We start from the raw sequence: 22,715 nt of genomic DNA, 5'->3' as shown, positions 1-22,715 counted from the left end.
CCGGAGCGGCACTGTAAAGTATGATCAATATATTACCTGCACCGAATGAGCATAAAATTCACGGTTACCTGTCAATGCCACCAGGTATATGCCTGCCGGCAACTTTCCGGTATTGATCCTGATTGGTGTCTCATCGGTCGCTCCGTTATTGTTGAAGGATTGGCTGATCATTACTTTTCCATTGATATCAATCAACCGGACAGTTCCTTCCGTAACGGGTTGTCCTTGCATGTTTATCATCAGGTAACCATTGCCGTCAGTGTAAGCGATCATGGAAGAAGCAGCAGTCTGTTCGCAGGAAGTGCTAACGGCCGGTGAGTAAATTTTACTCCCGTTGGCCGCAAGCTGTACCAACCGGTAATAGGCACGGCCCGGCACAGGATTGTTATCGGTCCAGTTATAATGTTGTACTGTGGCAGAGGTACCTGCACCCGGCAACTTCATGACTTCCAGGAAATGGATTCCGTCTTCTGATCGTTCAATAATAAAATATTCATTATTGATTTCAGAAAGTGTTTGCCATTGCAGCACCACTTCATTTTCATTCGTGCAATCAGCAGTGAACGATGCCAGATCCACCGGCAACAAAAGTGGCGACAGGCAGGCAGACTGCAGGTTACTTAAGGCACCTGTTGATGCGGTAAATCCAAAATACGGCGTTTGTGTTCCAAAAACCGTTAACGGGTTGAAGGCGTAAGAAAAGGTGGCGTAAGTGGTGGTGGCACTGCTGTTCATTACGCTGACGGTGAGCGTACCCGTAGCCCCCGACGGAACCCAGCTGATGCGCAATGTATGATCGAGGCCGTTTTCAATGTTATAAGCTGTAGCACCGTTCATCAGTGCCACTGCCGAAGGAATGATGCGTGCGCCTGCTGTACTGCCACAAACACCCGTGGGATTAACATTGCCATTCAGCCAAAGATCAATGTGATCCGGCGTGGAGCCACCGGAGCAAACTACGCCGGGCAATCCATCATCACGGTCCTCATAGTTGAGGTATGTATCCAGTTCAACAATCACACTGTTTGTAATTCCTCCGGCACCCATTCCTCCACCGGAAGAACCGCAGGCGCATAGCCCCAGCGGATCATGCTGCATAACGAAAGCCAATCCATCTGCACCGTCATCGGATGAACCAAGGTTTACAGTAAAATCATAGCTGAAAGCACTATTAAAATCGAGTGTTGAATTAACATCCCACGCACATCCGATATTGCCGGTGGCATCTGCAGTAAGCGTTGCACATCCGGAAGGAGCGGTAGCGGTTCCAACCAGTGCATATTCTGAAGTGATTGTATTCTGCGGTATCATTTTGTACATCAGCGTACCGGTAGACGCGCTGCTGTTGGAACAACCGGTTTTCGTGATGAAGATCCTGTAAGTTGAATTGGCCGAAGGCATCCATTCTAAATACGACTTTACCGAACAATAATCATCATTGTAACCGCCGGTGTTTGCGGCGCCTGTATTATCATCCACCGTCATCTCCGTGTTCCAGGATACAACGCCGCCATCTGCAGGACAAAAAGAAAATACATATTTGTTACAGCTTGAACCGTCAAACTTCCAATAGTCGCCGGCGCTGACGGACGTGACAGACTGAAATGAACTGGTGGGAACAAGGATGCCTTTGTAGTTGGCGCCGGAAGCTGAACTACAACCCTGCGATGACGAATACATCGGTTGAACAACCAACAGCATTGCCATTGCCGCATTCCATATGAAACATTGTCTTATCACTTGAGTGCTGACGTAAGCGAAACTATCAATTTTTCACCAGGCGTGAAACAGTTATTGTTTAACGAGCTTAACTGCCTGACGTCCCGCTTCAGTTGATATCACAAGCAGGTACATGCCGTTGGGATATGCTGCAAGATGCAATATGTTATCAGATGGTTTAAGCGCAGCACGATAAATTAATTTACCGCTTAACGTGTAAAGACTTGCCTCTGATTTTGAAAAATCACTGCCTTCCACCATCACCGCATCATCGGTAACCGTTGGATAAACCTGCAGATCATTCAATGTTGGAATAGGTAAAATATCGGTCAGCTCACCCTGGTAAGCGAGTTGATCTACGCGGTAAGCAAGGCTATCGGTATTAAAATCAGCTGTTCGGCTAAGGCGAAGCCAGCCATATAATGTATCGGTGGCGGCAATACGAAATGCCAGGTAACGAAAGGCCGGTATGGAAAACTGGCCATAGCTGTTTGATCCGCTTTTTACATATAAAACGGCACCATCAAAAGCAGATTCATCAAAGTCATAAGAATACTGATCAGCAAAGAGAGAATCGCCCGGCTTAAAGGCAACTACCGTCAGGTTATCAGCATTGCTAAGTGCCAGTTCTGCGGCAGCATTCGGGAAGGTGATATAGGCAGATTCATACAGTGCTGATAATTTTCTCTCGATATTGATGCTTATATCGCCGCTACCATCTGTATTCAGATCAAAATTTTGTGAAGTACTGCCAGAACCATACTGCACCACACTGATGACAGGGCTGAAGTTCAGTATAGAAACGTTGGCAGGATTTCCAAAGATAAGTTCAGGCAATTGCGCATAACTGATGATACATTGAGAGAGTGTCAACACCAGTAAGTAAAATTTTTTCATGGGATGGAGTAGATTGAAGTGAATGAATTTCAAAGGTACAATTACTATGAAAAGCGGCTAAGGTTATTTTAGCCGGATTAAATTAAGGCCAAGGTACGGCATAGCAGGTCTTCATGGATGCGGCATTAAGCTGCATACGTTGCCTTTAACTAAACCTTAACCACTAATGAAATGCCTGGCAGCCTGATGATTCAACGATGCGGTCCTGACATCCACATTAAAACATGAATACACTAGCAGGAAAAATTCATTTGCATGCTATCAGCGAATGCCGGGAGATAATTAGTGCAATTCAGTGAATTCAGTTTACGGCAGGTTCCTCTTCAGCCACTTTGTCTGCATCTGCTGATTTTGGTTTCGGCTTAAAAAAACGTTTCTGAAAAAGAATGATCAGCAATACGCCGGTGGTGATGGAGGCATCTGCAATATTAAATATCGGTCGGAAGAAGATGACATATTCACCGCCCCAATAGGGAATCCATGATGGAATAAACCCTTCATACAGTGGAAAATACAGCATGTCCACCACCCGGCCATGCAGCCATCCGGCATAACCTCCTGCAGCCGGCAAAAATGTGGCTGCGGTTTGCACGGTGCTGGCCGAGAAAATCATTCCATAGAATACGGAATCGAGAATATTCCCGATTGCGCCGGCCAGTATGAAGGAAATGGAAGTGATAAACCCGGGATGTGCATTTTGTTTAACCAGCCGCACGAGGTAATAGCCTATCAGGAATACTGCAACAAGCCTGAAAAGGCTCAGCAGTAATTTTCCCCATTCACCTCCCAGTGACCAGCCAAAAGCCATGCCTTCGTTCTCAATAAAATAAAGGTAAAACCAACTGGTGATGCGAATGCTTTCCGTATATGCAAAAGTCAACTTCACCCAAAACTTGAGGGTTTGGTCAATTATCAATACTGACAAGATAACTAAGAGAGGACGGAGGTACTTCAAGTGCACGACTAATGTGACTGCATCAGTTTGGCCTCCATGCTAAGCGTAGCGTGCGGCACAGATTTGAGGCGTTCTTTCTCGATCAGCTTACCGGTTACACGGCAAATGCCATAGGTCTTGTTTTGTATGCGTACCAGCGCCTTGTCAAGATGATCAAGATACATGATCTGGCGCGCCGCCATCTGGTTAAGATATTCACGCTCCATACTGCTGGAGCCGTCATCGGCGGAAGCAAACTTATTTTCAGTGTCGTCTGTACCGTTGTCATCCTTGCGGTTAATCTGGTCCTGCAGGTACTTCAGTTCCTTTTTTGCTGCATCCAGTTTATCAAGGATCAACAGTCTGAACTCTTCCAGTTCATCATCGCTATAGCGTGTTCTCAATTCCGGTTCTTTCTTTTTTGCAGGCTGAATGGTTTTTCTCACGATCGGCTTAACCACATCTTTGCCATGTACCTGCGGCGTTACTTTTGCTGTCGGTTTGATTACAGGTTTGATTTCTGCCTTTACAACTTTTTTCGCCTCGGGTTTTACCACTTTCTTTGCTGGGGTGGTTTTTACTACCTTCTTTATCAATGGTTTAGAAGTTGCCTTTTTTACCGCTTTGGAAACGTGCTTTGTGGCAGCTTTTGCCGGTTTTGCCTGTTTCTTAGAAGCAACAGCAGGTTTCGATTTTTTAGGTGCTGGTTTTACCACTTTTTTGGCAACAGGTTTTTTCTTGGTGGCGGCTGACTTCTTCGCGGGCTTGGGGGCAACCTTTTTTATGCTCTTTGCCATGTTCACGTTCACTTTTTTTGTTTGACAATTACCTCCACCTGAAAATCGTTCACCTCAATGAATGTTGCATCTGTCAGTGAATCAACCAATTCTAAAGTATCGGCTAAAATTTCGGCGCAAATATAGTTTTTAAAATTCATTACAGCCGAATTTATTGCCTCGCTTTGCCTGATGGAAACAGTGATCCGGTCGGTGACGCTCAGGCCCATATCTTTCCTTATTTTCTGGATTTTGTTTACCAGTTCGCGGGCATGTCCTTCTTCCTGCAATGCCGGAGTGATCGTTACATCCAGTGCCACCGTGAGGTCATTCTGATTGGCAACCTGCCAGCCAGGAATATCTTCTGAAATCACTTCCACTTCGGCAAGATTAACCACAACAGCTTCATTATCAAGTATTAATTCTACAAACCCTTCCAATTCCAGCATCTGTATCTGATCCTGATGGAGCGTCAGTAATTGTTCGCTTACGGCTTTCATCTTCTTTCCGAGGCGTGCTCCCAGCAACTTGAAATTGGGTTTTACCTTTTTGGTGACAAGTCCTGAGGTATCTGTTACAAAGTCGAGCTCCTTGACATTCACTTCCGACAAGATCAGTTCCCTGACTCTGAGCATCTGTGCCCTGAATGCATCACCGGAATAGGGGATCATTATCCTGCTCAATGGCTGTCGAACCTTGATATTCACCTTTTTTCGAAGCGATAAAACGAGGGAAGAGATATGCTGTGCCAGTTGCATCCGTTCTTCCAGCTGCTTATCAACGAGGTGTGCCCGGAAGGCTGGAAATGCGGTGAGGTGAACGGATGGTTCAGCCATTCTGCCGGTAACAAGGTTGAGGTTTCTGAACAGCCAGTCGGTGAAAAACGGCGATACCGATGACATGAGTTGCGTAAGTGTTTCCAGGCAGGTATAAAGTGTCTGATATGCCGCAATCTTATCTGCCTCATAATCTCCTTTCCAGAAGCGGCGCCGGCAAAGCCTGACATACCAGTTACTCAGGTGTTCATCAACGAAAGTCTGTATGGCCCTTGCAGCCTTAGTCGGTTCATAATCTTCATAGGCCGATTCCGTTTCTTTCACCAGCGAGTTTAATAAGGAAAGTATCCAGCGATCAATTTCCGGCCTTTCCGCTACGGGAACCTCTTCTTCCCGGTAGGTAAACCCGTCTATATTGGCATAGAGTGCAAAGAAGGCATACGTATTATAGAGTGTGCCAAACAGCTTTCTGCGAACCTCATCAATGCCATTGCTGTCAAACTTCAGGTTATCCCACGGTTGCGCATTGCTGATGAGGTACCAGCGCGTGGCATCTGCGCCATACTGACTCAGTGTTTCAAATGGTTCTACGATATTGCCCAGCCGTTTCGACATTTTGTTGCCGAACTTATCGAGCACCAGTCCATTCGCTATTACATTTTTGAATGCCACCGAATCAAAGAGCATTACAGCAATTACATGCAGGGTGAAAAACCAGCCGCGGGTCTGATCAACTCCTTCGGCAATATAGTCGGCAGGAAAATTTTCCGCAAGCGTCTCCCTATTTTCAAACGGAAAGTGTAACTGAGCATACGGCATAGCACCGGAGTCGAACCAAACGTCGATCAGGTCAGGCACCCGTTTCATGGGCTTGCCGGAAGGTGAGAGCAGTACGATCTCATCCACAAAGGGTTTATGCAAATCAATAACGAGCTTCCCGTCTTCGATCTCCAGCGCCAGCGATTGATTATAACCGGCTGCTTTTGCCTGCTGATAAGCCGTAGTGAGCTCCTCAATAGAACCGATGCAGCATTCTTCCGAACGGTCGTCTGTAATCCAAACCGGAAGCGGCGTACCCCAAAAGCGGGAGCGGGAAAGATTCCAGTCCTGCAGGTTTTCCAGCCAGTTGCCAAACCTGCCCGTACCGGTGGATTCGGGTTTCCAGTTGATCGATTTGTTGAGTTCAATAAGCCGTTCGCGTGCGGCGGTGGTTTTGATAAACCAAGAATCAAGCGGGTAATAAAGTATGGGTTTATCGGTGCGCCAGCAGTGCGGATAGCTGTGCTCGAGCTTTTCTACTTTAAAGGCTTTATTTTCCTGCTTCAGCCTGATGGCGATCCTTTCATCAACAGAAAGGTATTTATCACGTCCCTGCTTTTTCGTTTCCGCTGCCTTCTCTTCATCGGTGAGGTATTGCTCTTTCACAAATTCATTGGCAAAATCTGTTACTTCCGGCACAAACCTTCCGCGCTTGTCTACTAAGGTGAGTGACCCTATGCCATATTTTTTGGCCACGCGAAAATCATCCGCTCCAAAGCTCGGTGCAATATGAACGATACCAGTACCATCTTCTGTGGTAACAAAATCACCCGCAACCACCATTAAGGCTTTGCCTGCTGGCTGTACATAAGGCATGAGTTGCTCATATACGATGCCTTCCAGTTGTTTTCCGGTTACATCACCCAGTACAGCAAATGGAATATCCTTGTTGCCGGGCTGATAGTCATCCCAGTTCAGTGTGGCATTCTTCACCGGAAAATATTTACCGGTGAGCTCTTTGGCAAGAATCAGGATAACTTCTTTGTACGTGTAAGGGTTAAACGTTCTGACCAGTGAATAGGTAATTTTTTCTCCTATGGCCAATGCACAGTTAGAGGGCAATGTCCATGGCGTGGTGGTCCAGGCAAGAAAATAACAGGCGCTGTCGCCGGCCACAAATTTCGACAATGGGCTTTGTGCCAGCGAATCGGGGCTGATCTTGAACTGCGCCACAATGGCCGTATCGCGCAGTGGCTTGTAGGTACCCGGCTGATTGAGTTCGTGGCTGCTGAGGCCGGTGCCGGCTGCCGGTGAATACGGCTGAATGGAATAGCCTTCATACAAATATCCTTTTTCGTGAAACTGTTTCAACAGCCACCAAAGGGTTTCAATGTAATCGGTCTCGAAGGTGATATATGGATGATCAAGATCCAGCCAATAGCCCATCTTCCTGGTCAGGTCTTCCCATACATCTTTATATTTTAAAACTTCCTCTTTGCAGATCCGGTTGTATTCTTCCACCGATATTTTTTTACCGATATCATCTTTGCGGATACCCAGCAGTTTCTCAACAGCCAGTTCAACCGGCAATCCATGCGTATCCCATCCCGCCTTGCGTTTCACTTCAAATCCTTTAAGTGTTTTATAGCGGCAAAACAGATCCTTGATGGTACGGGAAATCACATGGTGAATGCCGGGCCGGCCATTGGCGGATGGCGGGCCATCATAAAAAATATACGGTGTATTTCCTTTGCGGGACGATACACTTTTCTCAAAAATGTGTTCATCGTTCCAGAACTGCAGGATCTCCTTGTCGATACCGGCGAGGTCCAGCGCTTTATACTCAGGATAGGATTTGTTCATATGCAAGTCAATTGTGAATTCAACCATTTATTGGCAGCACTGCCCTTTCCCGCTAAGTGACTGTTGTGTGCTGTATCGTTTTCTCTTCTTCACCTTCCGCATCAGCCCTGCCTTCAACCGTTAACAACCACACAATGATTCATTGAATCCTCAACCCTGTAATACAGTTCCGGCCGGAAGATAAAAAGTGGGCGAAGTTACAAAAAGAAGAGCCGCATGCATGCGAGGATGATGGTGGCTGAGACCATGTAAAACAGATTGCCCAATCAACCATTTTCATCCGCTGTGTGCTGATCCTGCATCTTTGATGCTGAAGTATCAGAAGCTATGTCCAAACAGGCCATCAATGCGGTCATGCCGAATTTATTTCGGTATCTGCCAATGAACTGAAGAGATCCTGATCCCGATCAATCGGAGCAACATGACTACAAGCATTTTGAGACAGCTTCCAGTAACTGCAACCGGCAACATGCCAGTGATGTAATAAAGCATGAGATGTCACGTTCCATTCCTCTGATCATTTCTTTCTATTTTCGCTACCTGATGATAAGAATATTTTTCCTTCTGTTTGTCGTATTCACTGCCGGCTTATGTCACTGTTCGTTTGCTCAGCCACTTGCCCTGGGTCAATGGAAAACCGAACTACCCTATCGCAATGCCATTGGTGTTACGGCCTCGGACAATAAGATTTATTGTGCTACAGAGCTGACGGTGTATGCAGTTGATAAAAGCGACAATTCAATGGAAGCGCTTACTACTGTTACCGGCCTCTCCGATATTCAGTCCAACATTGTGGCATTTGATAAAGCACATAATCAATTAATCATCTGCTATCTCAACAGCAACATTGATATTATTAAAAACGGCCAGGTTATTAATATCTCAGATATCAAGCGCAAGAGTATTGTTGGTGATAAATCCATTTACGGTGTGTATGTGTATGGTGATTATGCCTACCTCAGTTGCGGCTTCGGCATTGTAGTGCTGGATGTTCAGAAGTATGAGATCAAAGACACTTATTTTATTGGCGAGAATGGTGCTAACCTGCAGGTAAATGATCTGACCTGCGACGGCAGTTATTTATATGCAGCAACCACAGCAGGTGTACTTCGCGGGCAGCTTAACGACCCTACCCTGGTTGACTTCAGGAGCTGGTACACTTTTACCACCGCTGATGGTCTAGCGAAAGGCAACTATACAGATATTACCTACTTCAACGGACAGGTATACACTGCAAAGGGTGATACCTTGTTCAGGCAGCAGGATAACACATGGTCTGTCGGTCTTATCCGTCAAGGTTACCCTGTGCGCAAGATGGAACCGGGCAGCACCAGGCTGGTGATGTCGCAAATCGGCAGTTCGGGAACACGGGTGATGACGCTCAATACTTCCGGCGCATTAGATTCGATGTACAGCGGGCAACCTTATCAGGCCATTGAAGACGGCGATGCCTTGTGGATCGCCGATCTTTATGAAGGCCTGAAAAAAGTTTCAAACGACTACACGGAAGTGCTCTATCCTAACGGGCCGAATACGTCGAGCGTATTTGACCTTGCCGTAAACAGTACCACCAACAACCTGTATGTTGCGCCCGGCGGCTACAATGCATCTTATGGGTTTGTCTATAACCGCAGCGGATTTTTTGTACGCATAGATGACGAGTGGTCATCGTACGATGTGAATAATACGCCGATACTGAAGGATTCTTTTGACATTGTTTGCGTAACGGTGAATGCGGCTAATAATCATGCATACTTTGGCAGCCTTTGGCTTGGCATGTTTGAATATGATGATGTGCTGGGCATCGTGAATCAATACACGCAGGAAAACAGCTCACTTACCGGTGCCAATGGCGACATCGCCAGGGTTAAGGTAACCGACATTGCATTCGACCGTTATGGAAATCTGTGGGCGGCCAACTTCGGCTCATTGTCTCCCATCTGTGTAAAAACAACAGACGATAACTGGCTGAGTTTTGAACCCACCTTCCCCATCGATCAGCAATGGGTGTTGCAAATGACTTTTGATCAATACGATCAGGCCTGGTTTGTGCTTCCCCGGCAAGGGCTCATGGTTTTCAATTATGGCAGCGACCTGGAAAACAAGTCAGATGACCAATACAAGAAACTGATTACCGGACCCGGACAGGGCAACCTGCCTTCACAAAATGTGAACTGTGTGGCGACTGATAAGGATGGTAATATCTGGGTGGGCACGGATCAGGGTGTCACAGTTTATTATTGTCCCGGCGATATCTTTTCTGATTATCCCTGCGATGCACAACAGATTGTGATAACCGCTGCCGATGGATACAATGGTTATTTGCTGGGCACAGAAAATGTGAAAAAGATTGCCGTGGATGGCGCCAACAGAAAATGGTTTGCCACCGACAATGGTGTCTGGCTTTTTTCGGAAGACGGCACGCAGGAGATTCTTCATTTTACCACGGAAAACAGCCCGTTGCTTTCCGACTATATTACCGCGCTTGATATTGACAATACAACAGGCGAAGTGTTTATCGGCACTGAAAAGGGTATCATGGTATATCGCAGCGACGCGACTGCCGGTTCTGTAAAAAGCTGTGAGCCGGTTGTGTTTCCTAATCCTGTAAGGGAAAACTATACAGGGCCGATTGCCATCAGCCATGTTGTGAACAATGCGGAAGTGAAAATAACCGATGCGGAAGGCATTCTCATTTATAAAACCAATGCACTCGGCGGGCAGGTGATCTGGGATGGCAATGACTACAATGGCCGGCGTGCAAAAACAGGAGTGTACTTAGTGATGGCGTCGAACGAAGACGGTTCCGTAACCTGCGTCGCCAAGTTGCTGATCGTGAATTAATGGCTGCAGTATTTACTGCCATTCGGCGGAAATATGCTTATCGTAATCAGCAGACAATGAACGGCGGCAGAACCATCTCTTCCGTCGGGCAACACCACACCCTCAGGATGTCATTAACCGCTTGAAGATGCAGATGAAAACAGCTCCCGGAAAAAAATTCCTCACCCCTGCGCAGGCGCTGGAAAAATTGCGAAAGTATTGCACTTACCAGGAACGCTGTCAGCAGGAGGTGCGCTACAAACTGCTGGAATCAGGTCAGCGCGGTATTGCACTGGAGAATATTATCGTTGCCCTGATTGAAGAGAACTTCCTGAATGAAGAAAGATTTGCCGTGGCCTATGCACGGGGAAAATTCAGGATGAAGGGTTGGGGGAAAACAAAAATCAAACAGTCATTAAAGTTTAAGGGTGTGTCTGACTACTGCATCAACAAGGCAATGAAAGAAATTGAAGCGGGTGATTATGAAAAAACATTTATGCAGGAGCTCCAAAAGAAATCGGCGCTGATTAAAGGCGGAACGATGCCCGCCCGGCAGCAGAAGCTTGCTGCACACCTGATACGGAAGGGTTATGAGCCGGAGATGGTGTGGGAAGCGGTGAAAAAAGTTGTTAGAACTTAGTCGTTAGTCGTCAGATCACTAAAGACTAATGAATCAGGACTCACGACTTTTCTACCCTAAAACCAATTTTTTCTTTTGAAAAAATAAACCATCAACCCTGCAATAATAACCATCACGCCAAGCACAGTATAATATCCGTAATTCCAGTCAAGTTCCGGCATCACTCTAAAGTTCATGCCATAAACACCGACGATAAAGGTGAGTGGAATAAAAATGGTGGAAATAATCGTCAGTACTTTCATCACCTCATTCATCTTCAGGCTTAGCGTGCTGAGATAGAGATCCATGATATCTGAAAACAAGTCGCGATAGGTTTCGGTGGTATCAATTACCTGTATGGTATGATCATACAGATCGCGGAAGTAGGGAAGCACTTCGGTTTTGATAAGTTGCATGTCGCCGCGCAACATATAATTGATCACTTCGCGCAGCGGCCAGACCGATTTGCGGAGGTAAATGCCGTTTTGTTTGAGCTCATTGTACCGTTGTAAAAATTCCTTAGTAGGGTTTCCCGACACTTCATCTTCCATGTCTTCGAGTTCGGTTCCCATGGATTCAATGATGATAAAATATTCATCCACAATTTTATCCATCAGGCAATAGGCCAGGTAATCGGAGCCATATTTCCGGATGCGTGAATCAGCGTCCCTGAGCCGTATGCGGATGCTGTCGAAAAGGTCTCCTTCATTTTCCTGGAAAGAGATCACAAAATTTTTGCCCAGCACCAGGCTCACCTGTTCAATATTGAGGTTATGCTTCGCGGTATCGTAGGTCAGCATCTTCAGGATGATGAATGCATAATCCTTATTATCATCGATCTTAGGCCGCGAGTTGGTATTCACCACATCTTCGAGCACAAGCGTACTGATGCCAAAATGTTTCCCCACCTTTTCAATCACTTCCGTACGGTGAATGCCATCCACATTGATCCAGGTGCTGCTGGGCGTATCACGGTATTTGAAACATTCTTCTACGGTCAGCGCCTGTCTCTCTTCAATGAAATTCAGATCGTAATCAATCACGCTGATGTTTACTTGTTCCGTGCGGTCATCACCTACATAGATGATTTTACCCGGCGCCAGTCCGGGCGTCTTTTTATTGGTCTGTGGCTTGCGGAAGGGTTTCTTTCTTTTGTTTTTCAAAGTATAGCATTGTGGCAGAACAAAAGTAGGAGAATTCATTTGTGATGGATGCAGTGACGGCATCAGCCAAAAGATATACGGTATCAGTAAAGGGAGTTATTGAGAGCGCCACAAGCTTAAATATCCATTTCTAAAAGTTAATTACCCGGAAGAGAGCACTTCCTGGCATAGGCGAATCATGTTACCGGCAAATGAACCATCCTCCACCCCTTTTTGTTAACTTTGCTTCCTGTTCCTAAAATCATATCCATGGAAACCGCCCTGAAAATCAAGATAGTGGATGTCTATACTGAGATGACGCCCAACCCGGAAACAATGAAGTTTGTTACCGATGTAATGCTGTTTGCCGGCAGTTCCGCCGATTTTGCCGATGAAGCCAGTGCTAAAGATTCAGCGCTTGCCACGGAACTCTTCGGTTTTCCGTTTGTGAAAGGTGTCTTTATCATGAATAATTTCGTTACGGTTACCAAGACACCGGAATCGGAATGGACAGAGATTATTCCCACCATTCGTGAGTTTGTCAAAAACTACCTTGAAGCGGATAAAGAAGTATTGTCGAAAGACTTCAAGCCATCGAACAGAAATGAGGTGGCGCAGGATGAGTCGGCGGTGATCGGCAAGATAAAAGAGATGCTGGAAAATTATGTAAAGCCGGCAGTAGAAATGGATGGCGGCGCTATTCAGTTCAAATCATTTCATGAAGGAAAAGTAACACTGATGCTGCAGGGTTCCTGCAGCGGCTGTCCTTCTTCCATGATTACTTTGAAAGCCGGTATTGAAGGATTGCTGAAACGCATGGTACCGGAAGTGGAAGAAGTGGTGGCGGAAGCGATGTAATTTATGAATCTCCGGTATACAGATAAATGCAAACAGGCAAGATGCACTGAGTACCTGTTATGGAATCTACTGCTGATTATACAAAAGCTGAAATAAATTCCCCGGTACATTACAGGCCTGCTTAGGAAGTTACATTGTCCACTTCCAGCATCTTTTCCATCACCTCCATTGCCTGGTGCATGTTTCTCACCGATTGAATGGTAAGCAGCATATTCTTTTCCATCTGCCGCATGCTGCATCGATTGGGGTGCCTTAGCACAAATCCCATCACACGCGCAAAAATATCAGAGTCGTAATATGTGGATTCGGGATTTTCCACCGTATAGCATTTCAGGATGCCTTTACGTTGCTGCAGGCGTTCAAATCCAAGTTGCCGCGCGAGTTTACGTAACCTTACGCCATCCAATAATTCCTTCACCTCTTTGGGTACCGGCCCGAAGCGGTCGCGCAGCCGCTGTTCAAACAACTTAAGCCCTTCTTCATCACTAATATTATCCAGCTCTGTATAAAGTGCCAGCCGTTCATTGATATTGGAAACATAGCTGTCGGGGAATAGCATCTCCGCATCCGAATCAATCATACAGTCGCGCACAAACTTTTCTTCCGCTTTTACTTCATCGGCAAATAACTCCCTGAAGTCGGTATGTTTCAATTCACGGATCGCTTCATCGAGGATTTTGTGATAAGTATCATAGCCGATGTCGGCGATAAATCCGCTTTGTTCGCCACCCAATAGATTTCCCGCGCCCCGGATGTCCATGTCGCGCATTGATATCTGGAAACCACTGCCGAGATCAGCGAATTCTTCAATTGTTTTCAGTCGCTTGCGTGCATCGGTGGTAAGCGTTGACAATGGCGGCGTCACGAGATAACAAAACGCTTTTTTATTAGACCGTCCGACACGTCCGCGCAACTGATGCAAATCACTCAATCCGAAATGTTGCGCATCGTTGATGATGATGGTATTGGCGTTGGGAATGTCGAGCCCCGACTCCACAATATTTGTACAAACCAGCACATCATAGCGCCGTTCGATGAAGTCAATCATTTTTTCTTCGAGAATGTGGCCTTCAAGCTGTCCGTGCGCAACGGTGATGTCGGTATCCGGACAAATCTTTTTCAGCATGGCGGAAACTTCACCAATGTCTTTCACACGGTTGTGAATGAAAAAAACCTGTCCGCCACGACTGATTTCAAAATCTATCGCTTCCTTAATCTTATCAGGATCAAATACCATCAGCTCTGTCTCAATCGGTTGCCTGTTGGGCGGTGGCGTATTGATGATGGAGAGGTCGCGCGCGCCGAGCAGTGAGAATTGCAGGGTGCGCGGAATGGGTGTTGCCGTTAAGGTAAGGGTGTCAACATTCGCTTTCAGCTGCCGTAGTTTTTCTTTGGCTGCCACGCCGAATTTTTGTTCTTCATCAATAATCAGCAAGCCCAGGCTCTTGAACTTAACACGCTGACTGATGAGTGCCGAGGTGCCGATGATGATATCAATTTTCCCATCCTGCAGTTTGGTCAGCGTTTCTTTTTGCTGTTTGGCCGACTTGAAACGGTTGATATAATCCACCGTACAGGGAAAATCAGCGAGCCGTTCGCCGAAAGTTTTAAAATGCTGCAAGGCGAGAATGGTGGTGGGAACGAGTACAGCCACCTGCTTACCATCCGCCACGGCTTTGAATGCAGCACGTATGGCCACTTCTGTTTTACCAAATCCCACATCACCGCAGACGAGGCGGTCCATGGGAAATTCTCTTTCCATGTCGCGCTTGATGTCCGTGATGGATTTCATCTGATCGGGCGTGTCTTCATAGATGAAACTTGATTCCAGTTCCGCCTGCATATAGGAATCCGGTGTGAAGGCAAATCCTTTGGTCGCTTTGCGCTTTGCATAAAGCTCAATCAGGTCTTTGGCAATGTCTTTTACCTTCGATTTTGTTTTCCTTTTCAACGCCTCCCAGGCATCCGTTCCCAGTTTATTGATGCGTGGTGGCGTCCCGTCTTTGCCGATGTATTTGCTGATCTTATGCAGCGACTGAATATTGACATACAACAGGTCATTGTCGCGGTACACGATGCGAACGGCCTCCTGCAACTGTCCGTTCACCTCCATCTTTTCCAGTCCGCTGAACACACCCACGCCATGATCAATGTGCGTGACAAAATCGCCGGGGCGCAGCTCCCGCAGCAATTTCACCGTAAGTGATTTGCTTTTTGAAAATCCCTGTTTGAGATGATAGCGGTGATAGCGGTCGAATACCTGGTGATCGGTATAGCAGGCGATTTTCCGTTCTCTGTCAATAAACCCTTCGCGGATAGCGAAAGGAAACGGATGATAAATCACATTGGCCTTCAGGTCGTCGAGAATGGAATCGAGACGGCGGAACTGGTTGGCATTATCAGAAAACAATAAAATATCAATATGTTCATCACGGTACTTTTTCCAGTAGCCGATCAGCAGGTTAAAATTTTTGTTGATGCTTGGCTGTGGTTCCATATTAAACTGCAGCCATTCATCTTTTTCAAAGAAAAACTGCTTGCCGAATTCGATGACGGGAAATTTTTCAAGCGACTGCATCATCGCGGTCTCTTCGGAAAACAATTCTTCCGGCGTGGCCTGTACGATCAGTTCATCTTCATCCGGTAATGTTTCCTTTAAGCGGCCGAGTAATTCACCGGCTGTTTGAAAGCAGGTTTTGATGCGATCGCGGGCAAAGGCCACATCCTGGAACCAAAGCACACTGTCTTCTCCTATAAAATCGAGGAAAGAGATTTTCTCCGCGCCCGAAAAACGGGTTTGAATATTCGGCACAATGGTGACCTGTGCTATTCTCTTCTGCGACAGCTGTGTGAGCGGATCAAATACCCGGATGGATTCCACTTCATCTGTAAATAACTCTATGCGATAGGGTAATTCATTGCCGAAGGAAAAAATATCTATGATGCCTCCGCGGATGGCAAACTGTCCGGGCTCATATACGAAGTCGGTGCGGCTGAAACCGTAGCTGATGAGCATCTCAATCATAAAATCCTCATCCAGCCTTTCATTCATTCTTATCAGAATGGTTGACTTTTTCAAAGCCTGCGTGTTCACCACTTTCTCCATCAATGCTTCCGGGTAAGTAACCAGCAACTCATTCCTGGCGGGTGAATTCGCGATACGGTTCAGCGCTTCCGTCCGCAACTGTACATGGCTGTTGTTGAGCTCATCAAAATGGCCTGGTTTCTTGAAGGCATCCGTCAGATAGAGGACTTCCTTCTTCTCCATAAATTCCTGTAAATCATTTTGGAAATAGGCCGCTTCCTCTTTGTCATTCAGCACAAAAACAAATGGCCTGTTGAGCAGCTGATGCAATGCCGCGGCCACGAGTGAAGCGGATGAACCTGCCAGCCCTTTTAGATGAAGGCGCAGAGGATTCCCTCTTTCTTCCCCCAACAAAATCTTTTGTGTATCTCCGCCTGGCTGCGGATGACTGATAACTGAAGAAGGATGAAACCCGGATGCGATGCCTGTCAACCGCTCATCTGCAACATACTGTTGCAGCAATTCCGACTTATTCACGCGGCGAATTTAAAGCATTGACACCAATGATTTTCACGCTGTATAAAAAAACGAAGAGCAACGATAACAGCAACAAGGACGTGCTGATGAGCAACAGCCATTGCGTGAATGTTGTATCGAACCGGAACTCCACGCGGTGACTGCCGGCAGGCAACAGCACCGACATCATGGAAAAGTTGGCAATCAGCAGATTGGCCGGTTTATTATCCACCATCACCTTCCAGCCCGGGTAAAAGGTTTGCTGCAGGACGAGCAGCGCCATGCGATCAGTATGCACATTCGCCATCAGCCGGTTTGCGGAAAATGAAGTAAGCCGGATATCATACGCCAGTGAATCTGCCGTGAAAGGCGGCAACTGCCGAAGCACGGCATCATTTACCAGCACTGCATGACGGTTAATCAAGCGAACGCTGTCGGATGAGTTCGGCGGAACTTGTAGCAGGGTGCCGCTAATGTAAATGACCGGGCGATCCATCAGTTCCTCACTCACCGGTGAATGATCGAGATCCCGTTTTAGCTTCAGTACAAATGGAGAATAAGCATCTCTTGAAAATTGTTTCCTGAACAGGTTATTATTGAAGTAAGCAGGTGCAAAGCTGCCGTCACCGATATTGGTGGTTTCCGTCGCAGACATGGCATCCCAAAACGGCAGTCCTGCAGGCGTTGCTGATAGTTTTTTATTCAGCTCCCCTGAAGCAAACGGACTCGACATGATGGTGGTGAAGTTGATGCGGGAAGCGATAAATAAATCCAGCAGTAGCAAGAGTGTGACCATGCTATACCAGTTGCGGCTTTGCCATTGCTGTTTTGAAAAAAACACAGCCAACAATGCCAGCAGCAGGATCAGCTGCAGGATTGATTGCCAGACCATGTTGTTCACCGCGCTGCTTTCGCCAAAGAACTTCAGTAATCCGGCGGTGGAAAATGTTCGCGGCGCAAAAAAATTGGTGTTGTAATATACTGCAACGGTGCATAGCAGCAGCAGCAGCAAAATAAAAGTGACGATAAAAATCCGTAGTTTTTTCGATCTCGTAGATTGTTCCGTCATCATTACTGCTGCCGCAGAAAGCAGGCAACCGATGATGGCAAACAAACGGAAGGCTGCCGGAAAGCGAATATGATCGAAGAACGGAACAGTGTCGAAGAGCAATGGCCAAAGCGGAAGCGCATCACCGAAGGCAATCAGCAAAAAGAGGAAGGCCATAATAATGCCGGCACGCACAGCCTTCTGCCTTAAGTACACGATACCCAGCAAGAAAAACAGCAGTGCCGTGAGGCCGATGTAAATATTGGTCATCGAAGTATCGGTTTGGAAGACACCGTTTTGCCCCAACGGAACTGCCGGCAAGAAAAAGGTGACCAGGCTTTGCGGCGTGAAAGCACTGAAGCTGGTATTTCCTCTTACAAGCGCTTCGCCGCGTGTCATGAGCGGTATGCCTTGCAGGAAAGAAAAAATGTACGGGGCTGCAAGTGCTAAGTAAACGGCGAGTGTTGTACCGCTCCATCTCAACAGGTGAGAAACTGCTTTGCTTTTTTTCCGGAAAAAATTACGCGCAAGCTCATACAAAAAATGACCTCCGAGCAGATAGCCGAGGATAATAAGGAAGGCAGGATAGCCGCCTGTTGTAAACAAAAAAAGCGACAATGACATTTTTACACAATCTGAAAAATGCCCGTATAAAACCAGTCTCCTGTAATAGTGGAAGATATAAGGCAGCCAGGCGGCGCTGATGATCCATGAATAATGTTGGGCGTTGTTTACAAAAAAGCCACAAAACTGATATGACCATGACAGCCACAGGCAGATCATCACGGTATATTTCGATCCCCGCAACAAAAGATACATACCGCAACCTGCTATCACTAAGTGCAACAGGTATTCGATATTGATGATTAAAAAATCGTAACCGGCAAAATATCCGGTCAGCCAGGTGACGGGATAAAAAATGCCGCTTTGCGGATCTGCCGCCATTGGCACACCCATTCCTGTATATGGATTCCACCACGGAAACTGGTGCTGCTGCAAACATTCGCCGATGAAATAACGGTACGGCAAAAAATAATCGGCCATGTCATAAGCCATCGCCTGCGCATGCAGCCACAGGGGCCAGAAAATAATAAACGGCATGATCACCAGTAACAGGTAAGGAATGGCGCCGGCTGTCTTTTGATGTAAAGGGAACTTCATGAATGGAATCCGTCATCCTGTGACAGATTGAAGGTACAGGAAGTACCCTGAAAATGAAACCGCCGTTGTACTTTTGAAAATCATCATGCTGCAAAAGACACAAGGCATCGTATTCAGAACCATCAAGTTTTCCGAAACCAGCGTGGTGAGTAAAATCTATACGGAGAAGTTCGGCTTGCAGTCTTATATCGTGAATGGCGTGCGGTCGGCGCGGTCAAGAACACGGGCAAGCCTGCTGCAGTCATTATCGTTGCTCGATATGGAAGTCTATCACCGCGAGCACCGTAACCTGAACCGTATTAAAGAGATGCAGGCGGCGGTTGTCTTCCGGTCAATTCCGTTTAACCTGGTGAAAGGATCTGTTGGCTTGTTCATGATTGAAATACTGGGCAAATGCATACATGAAGAAGAAGCCAATGAACCGTTGTTTCATTTCCTGTTTCAAAAGATAAAGTCGCTTGATGAAAGCGGGTCGGTACCTTCCGGGTTTCTCGTTGAATTTCTGCTGGAACTGTCCGTGTACCTGGGATTTCATCCAAACGGAAGCAGTACGGAGCACGCGCCGTATTTCAACCTGCGCGAAGGCATTTTCATTGCTTCCGGCAACGGGCTGCCGAATACGCTGGATGCACAATTATCGAAAGAACTTTCGCTTTTCATGCAACGCACCGGCGCGGCGCTTCCGGCTGCCATGCGAAGGTTACTGCTGGAGGCGATGTTGCAGTATTATCAATTGCATGTGCCTAATTTCTCTATGCCTAAATCGCTGAAGGTTTTAGAAGAAGTGTTCAGGACAAATTGAATGAACTTCATTAGGCAACCTGATGAAAGCCATGCAAAAGAAGTGATAAGTGTAGTATGCCATTCTAACAATGCAGGCCCCAGCTTTCTTTCCTACCTTAGAAACGTGAAGCAAGTCATCACCCGCACCATCCTCGTCTTATCGCTCGTCAGTTTATTCACTGATATCTCCAGCGAAATGCTGTATCCCGTAATGCCGGTGTTTTTACAATCCATTGGTTTTTCCACGGTATTGATCGGCGTGCTCGAAGGATTGGCCGAAGCCATTGCGGGGCTGAGCAAAATGTATTTTGGAAGACTGTCGGATGAGGCAGGTAAAAGAATGCCGTTTGTGCGACTCGGCTATTTGCTGAGCGCGGTTTCAAAACCGATGCTGTCGCTGTTCACTTTTCCCGTCTGGATATTTACAGCGCGCACAATGGATCGTTTCGGAAAAGGTGTTCGTACCGGTGCAAGAGATGCGCTGCTTTCAGATGAAACGATGCCGGAAAATAAAGGCACGGTATTCGGTTTTCACCGGGCGATGGATACGGCAGGCGCTGCACTGGGCCCTTTGGCGGCTTTAATCTACCTTCATTTTTATCCGGAAGATTATAAAACGCTTTTCCTCCTTGCCTTTGTGCCGGCCATCTTAAGCGTGTTGCTCACGTTTATCATTCAGGAAAAGCAGCAGGTAACGCTCCCCGTAACGCAACGAAGTTCATTTGCGGAAAAATTTTTTTACTGGAAAAAATCACCAGTTGCATTCCGGCAACTTATGATTGGTTTGCTATTTTTCGCACTCATCAACAGCTCTGATGTATTCCTGTTGCTGCGCGCAAAGGAAATTGCAGGAGATGATTCATCCGTATTGCTCGCTTATATTTTTTACAACCTGGTATTCGCATTGTTTGCTTTCCCGGCAGGCAGACTTGCCGATACATTGGGACTGAAGCGCGTGATCATTACCGGCCTTCTGCTGTTTGGCATCGTGTATTCAATGATGGCATTTGCTGAAAGTTATGTTGTGGTGGTGTTTGCATTTTTTCTGTACGGAATATATGCCGCTGCCACGGAAGGTGTTGCCAAAGCATTCATCAGCAACATTGTTCCAAAAACAGCAACAGCATCCGCTATCGGATTTTATGCAGGATGGAATTCCATCTTTGCTTTCATCGCCAGCAGCCTGACCGGATTCATCTGGTATGCTGTTTCACCGGAAGCCGCTTTCCTCGCAAGTGCCGCGGGCAGCCTGCTCGTGGCAGTGTACCTGCTTTCTACAAAATTTTATCCTGCAACAGAAAATGCGTGATGCACCAGGATTCAGCAGTAGCTTATGACTATTGATCAGTCGTGTCGTTTGTCATACGTATATCATGGCGAATAACACTGACCGCTTTCTCATTCAGAAAGGTACAGGCAATGTTGGTATAGGAACATCTGCACCAAACGATAAGGTGGAAATCAATTCAGGCGCTGCTGCGAAAAGCGGATTGAGATTTACGCAACTTTCTGCGGCATCACCTACAACCGCTACCCCAAATGACTTTGATTGCAATAAGTTCCCTGCGGTTGATAGCAGCGGTGAAGTGATCCTGGTTGATAGAACCATTTGCGGTTCTTCTTCGAAATCTGACGGCAGCGATATTGAACATGCTGCACAACAGGCACAGGTGGATGCATTGCAACGCCAGGTGGAAACACTTAAAAATGAAATTGCTGAAATGAAGGCTATGTTTTCAACCGCTCCGGTGAAATCAACGAAGATGACTTCATCTGTCAATAATGTTCAACTCGGCCAGATCGCACCCAATCCTTTCTCTCAAAACGCAACTATCAGCTTCTCCCTTCCGCTGATATTACGGATGCACAATTGCTGATCAATGACCTGAGCGGAAAAACCTTGAAAAGCTATTCTATCCATTCAGGAGCTACACAAGAAGTGATCAATGGCAATGAACTGAGTGCCGGAAGTTATTTGTACTTGATTGCTGTAAATGGCAAAGAGATCGAAAGCAAACAAACGGTGGTTACGCATTAAGTGCACGGGTTAATGGTGATATTCTGCTAACTTTATTAATGATGAAACCGCCTCCTGACCGGGAGGCGGTTTCTTTGATAGTATTCTGTAGTCGGCAAGAAGAGCCGATCAGTAATTTGTTTTTCAATTTAGCCATCATAGATCTACAATATGCTTTTGCAACAAGAAAATACAAGCCGCGAAAACCTTTCCGGGCGTATTGATTTTGCCCAGCAATTAAACCTTCGCTTATCGGTAATTGATGAAGAAAGCAGTAATCATTTCCGGCCAGGTAAACCGCTGACCGATTTGTAACTGACAGCACTTATTGAAAGTACTCGCAAAAGCGGGAAAATATCAATTCAGGATGCTCATCAAATAATTCGAAAGAATTTAAATGCAGATTAAATATGCTATCACTGCATTTATTGCATTAACAGGCATTGTAAATTTTGTTGAAGCAAAAAACACGTCAGGTGTCGGAATCAGATAGTTGGAAAGATATGAAACGCATATGCATCAAAGACTTATTAAGACTGCTGCAATCAAACTTTGTAACAACGTTACATTCCATCGCATGCATTTAAGATGCATTAATTTCAATGATTGGGTAATTGCATTTTCCATGGATGGAGATGACGTTTTAACTCAAGCCATTCTTCATACTTCCAGATTAGTTGATTCGATTCTTTTCGCTGTACTTCTGTATAAAATCTTCAATTAAAGGTTTTTCATTTCCACCCCTTCATACAGCGCATTTCAATCACCGATTTGGTCCACCGCTCATACAAAAAAGCCATCTGGATGAAACGGCGAAGGATGAATTCTAAAATCAAAAATCATTAATCGATATTCGATATTCTCTTCAAATCTACTTTATCTGAAAAAAATTCTATAGGGAAACCTCATCCAGGTTGTATGCCCGAAGTAGTATATTTCCGTAATGCTTCGCCTCCTTTTCCTGGTAAGTTTTTGTTGCTGCTCCGGCAACATCTGCCG

At 46.2% G+C, this 22,715-nt stretch carries 15 protein-coding genes; 7 read left to right on the top strand and 8 right to left on the bottom strand.

What is annotated here, in order from left to right; translation table 11 throughout:
- Positions 1-24: 24 nt before the first annotated feature.
- From K1X61_15230 to ileS, 5 genes are all read right to left on the bottom strand, one after another.
- Positions 25-1,707, bottom strand: coding sequence for a hypothetical protein (locus tag K1X61_15230; protein ID MBX7110001.1), 1,683 nt, complete (start codon positions 1,705-1,707; stop codon positions 25-27).
- 84 nt (positions 1,708-1,791) lie between these two features.
- Positions 1,792-2,616 (bottom strand): T9SS type A sorting domain-containing protein, encoded by an 825-nt coding sequence (locus K1X61_15225; protein ID MBX7110000.1) that lies wholly within the window; start codon positions 2,614-2,616, stop codon positions 1,792-1,794.
- Positions 2,617-2,917: 301 nt separating this feature from the next.
- Complete coding sequence (locus tag K1X61_15220; GenBank protein MBX7109999.1) at positions 2,918-3,577, bottom strand: lipoprotein signal peptidase; 660 nt, start codon at positions 3,575-3,577, stop codon at positions 2,918-2,920.
- Between the two features lie 2 nt (positions 3,578-3,579).
- Positions 3,580-3,954 carry a TraR/DksA family transcriptional regulator gene (locus K1X61_15215; GenBank protein ID MBX7109998.1) on the bottom strand — a complete coding sequence of 125 codons (375 nt, stop codon included), beginning with the start codon at positions 3,952-3,954 and terminating at the stop codon, positions 3,580-3,582.
- A 401-nt stretch (positions 3,955-4,355) separates the two neighbouring features.
- Positions 4,356-7,724 carry an isoleucine--tRNA ligase gene (gene ileS / locus K1X61_15210; protein MBX7109997.1) on the bottom strand — a complete coding sequence of 1,123 codons (3,369 nt, stop codon included), beginning with the start codon at positions 7,722-7,724 and terminating at the stop codon, positions 4,356-4,358.
- A 495-nt stretch (positions 7,725-8,219) separates the two neighbouring features.
- Here ileS and K1X61_15205 point away from each other — a divergent pair, with 495 nt between their 5' ends.
- Together K1X61_15205 and K1X61_15200 are read left to right on the top strand one after the other, a co-directional pair.
- A complete protein-coding gene (locus tag K1X61_15205; GenBank protein ID MBX7109996.1) occupies positions 8,220-10,568 on the top strand; it encodes a hypothetical protein in 2,349 nt (782 codons plus the stop codon).
- Positions 10,569-10,701: 133 nt separating this feature from the next.
- On the top strand, positions 10,702-11,187 hold the full coding sequence (locus K1X61_15200) for a RecX family transcriptional regulator (protein ID MBX7109995.1): 486 nt from the start codon (positions 10,702-10,704) through the stop codon (positions 11,185-11,187).
- Between the two features lie 56 nt (positions 11,188-11,243).
- Here K1X61_15200 and corA read toward each other — a convergent pair whose 3' ends face one another.
- Positions 11,244-12,329: a magnesium/cobalt transporter CorA gene (gene corA, locus K1X61_15195; protein ID MBX7109994.1), complete on the bottom strand. Its 1,086-nt coding sequence runs from the start codon at positions 12,327-12,329 to the stop codon at positions 11,244-11,246.
- Positions 12,330-12,623: 294 nt separating this feature from the next.
- Here corA and K1X61_15190 point away from each other — a divergent pair, with 294 nt between their 5' ends.
- Positions 12,624-13,166, top strand: coding sequence for a NifU family protein (locus K1X61_15190; protein MBX7109993.1), 543 nt, complete (start codon positions 12,624-12,626; stop codon positions 13,164-13,166).
- 121 nt (positions 13,167-13,287) lie between these two features.
- On the opposite strand, the gene mfd is transcribed toward K1X61_15190, so the two are convergent.
- Positions 13,288-16,728 (bottom strand): transcription-repair coupling factor, encoded by a 3,441-nt coding sequence (gene mfd, locus K1X61_15185; GenBank protein ID MBX7109992.1) that lies wholly within the window; start codon positions 16,726-16,728, stop codon positions 13,288-13,290.
- Complete coding sequence (locus tag K1X61_15180; GenBank protein ID MBX7109991.1) at positions 16,721-18,916, bottom strand: YfhO family protein; 2,196 nt, start codon at positions 18,914-18,916, stop codon at positions 16,721-16,723. The genes mfd and K1X61_15180 overlap by 8 nt, the downstream gene beginning before the upstream one ends.
- Positions 18,917-18,989: 73 nt before the next feature.
- Here K1X61_15180 and recO point away from each other — a divergent pair, with 73 nt between their 5' ends.
- The 4 genes from recO to K1X61_15160 all read left to right on the top strand — a co-directional run bounded on the left by recO (position 18,990) and on the right by K1X61_15160 (position 21,737).
- Positions 18,990-19,718 carry a DNA repair protein RecO gene (gene recO, locus K1X61_15175; protein ID MBX7109990.1) on the top strand — a complete coding sequence of 243 codons (729 nt, stop codon included), beginning with the start codon at positions 18,990-18,992 and terminating at the stop codon, positions 19,716-19,718.
- Positions 19,719-21,008: an MFS transporter gene (locus tag K1X61_15170; GenBank protein ID MBX7109989.1), complete on the top strand. Its 1,290-nt coding sequence runs from the start codon at positions 19,719-19,721 to the stop codon at positions 21,006-21,008.
- Between the two features lie 64 nt (positions 21,009-21,072).
- The gene (locus K1X61_15165; GenBank protein MBX7109988.1) at positions 21,073-21,576 is read left to right on the top strand and encodes a SlyX family protein; all 504 of its coding nucleotides are present in this window, start codon (positions 21,073-21,075) and stop codon (positions 21,574-21,576) included.
- Between the two features lie 23 nt (positions 21,577-21,599).
- Positions 21,600-21,737 carry a hypothetical protein gene (locus K1X61_15160; protein MBX7109987.1) on the top strand — a complete coding sequence of 46 codons (138 nt, stop codon included), beginning with the start codon at positions 21,600-21,602 and terminating at the stop codon, positions 21,735-21,737.
- Positions 21,738-22,715 lie beyond the last annotated feature (978 nt).

The organism is Chitinophagales bacterium (assembly GCA_019694975.1).
Lineage (GTDB): Bacteria > Bacteroidota > Bacteroidia > Chitinophagales > UBA10324 > JACCZZ01.
This window is presented reverse-complemented; position numbering and strand designations above follow the sequence as displayed.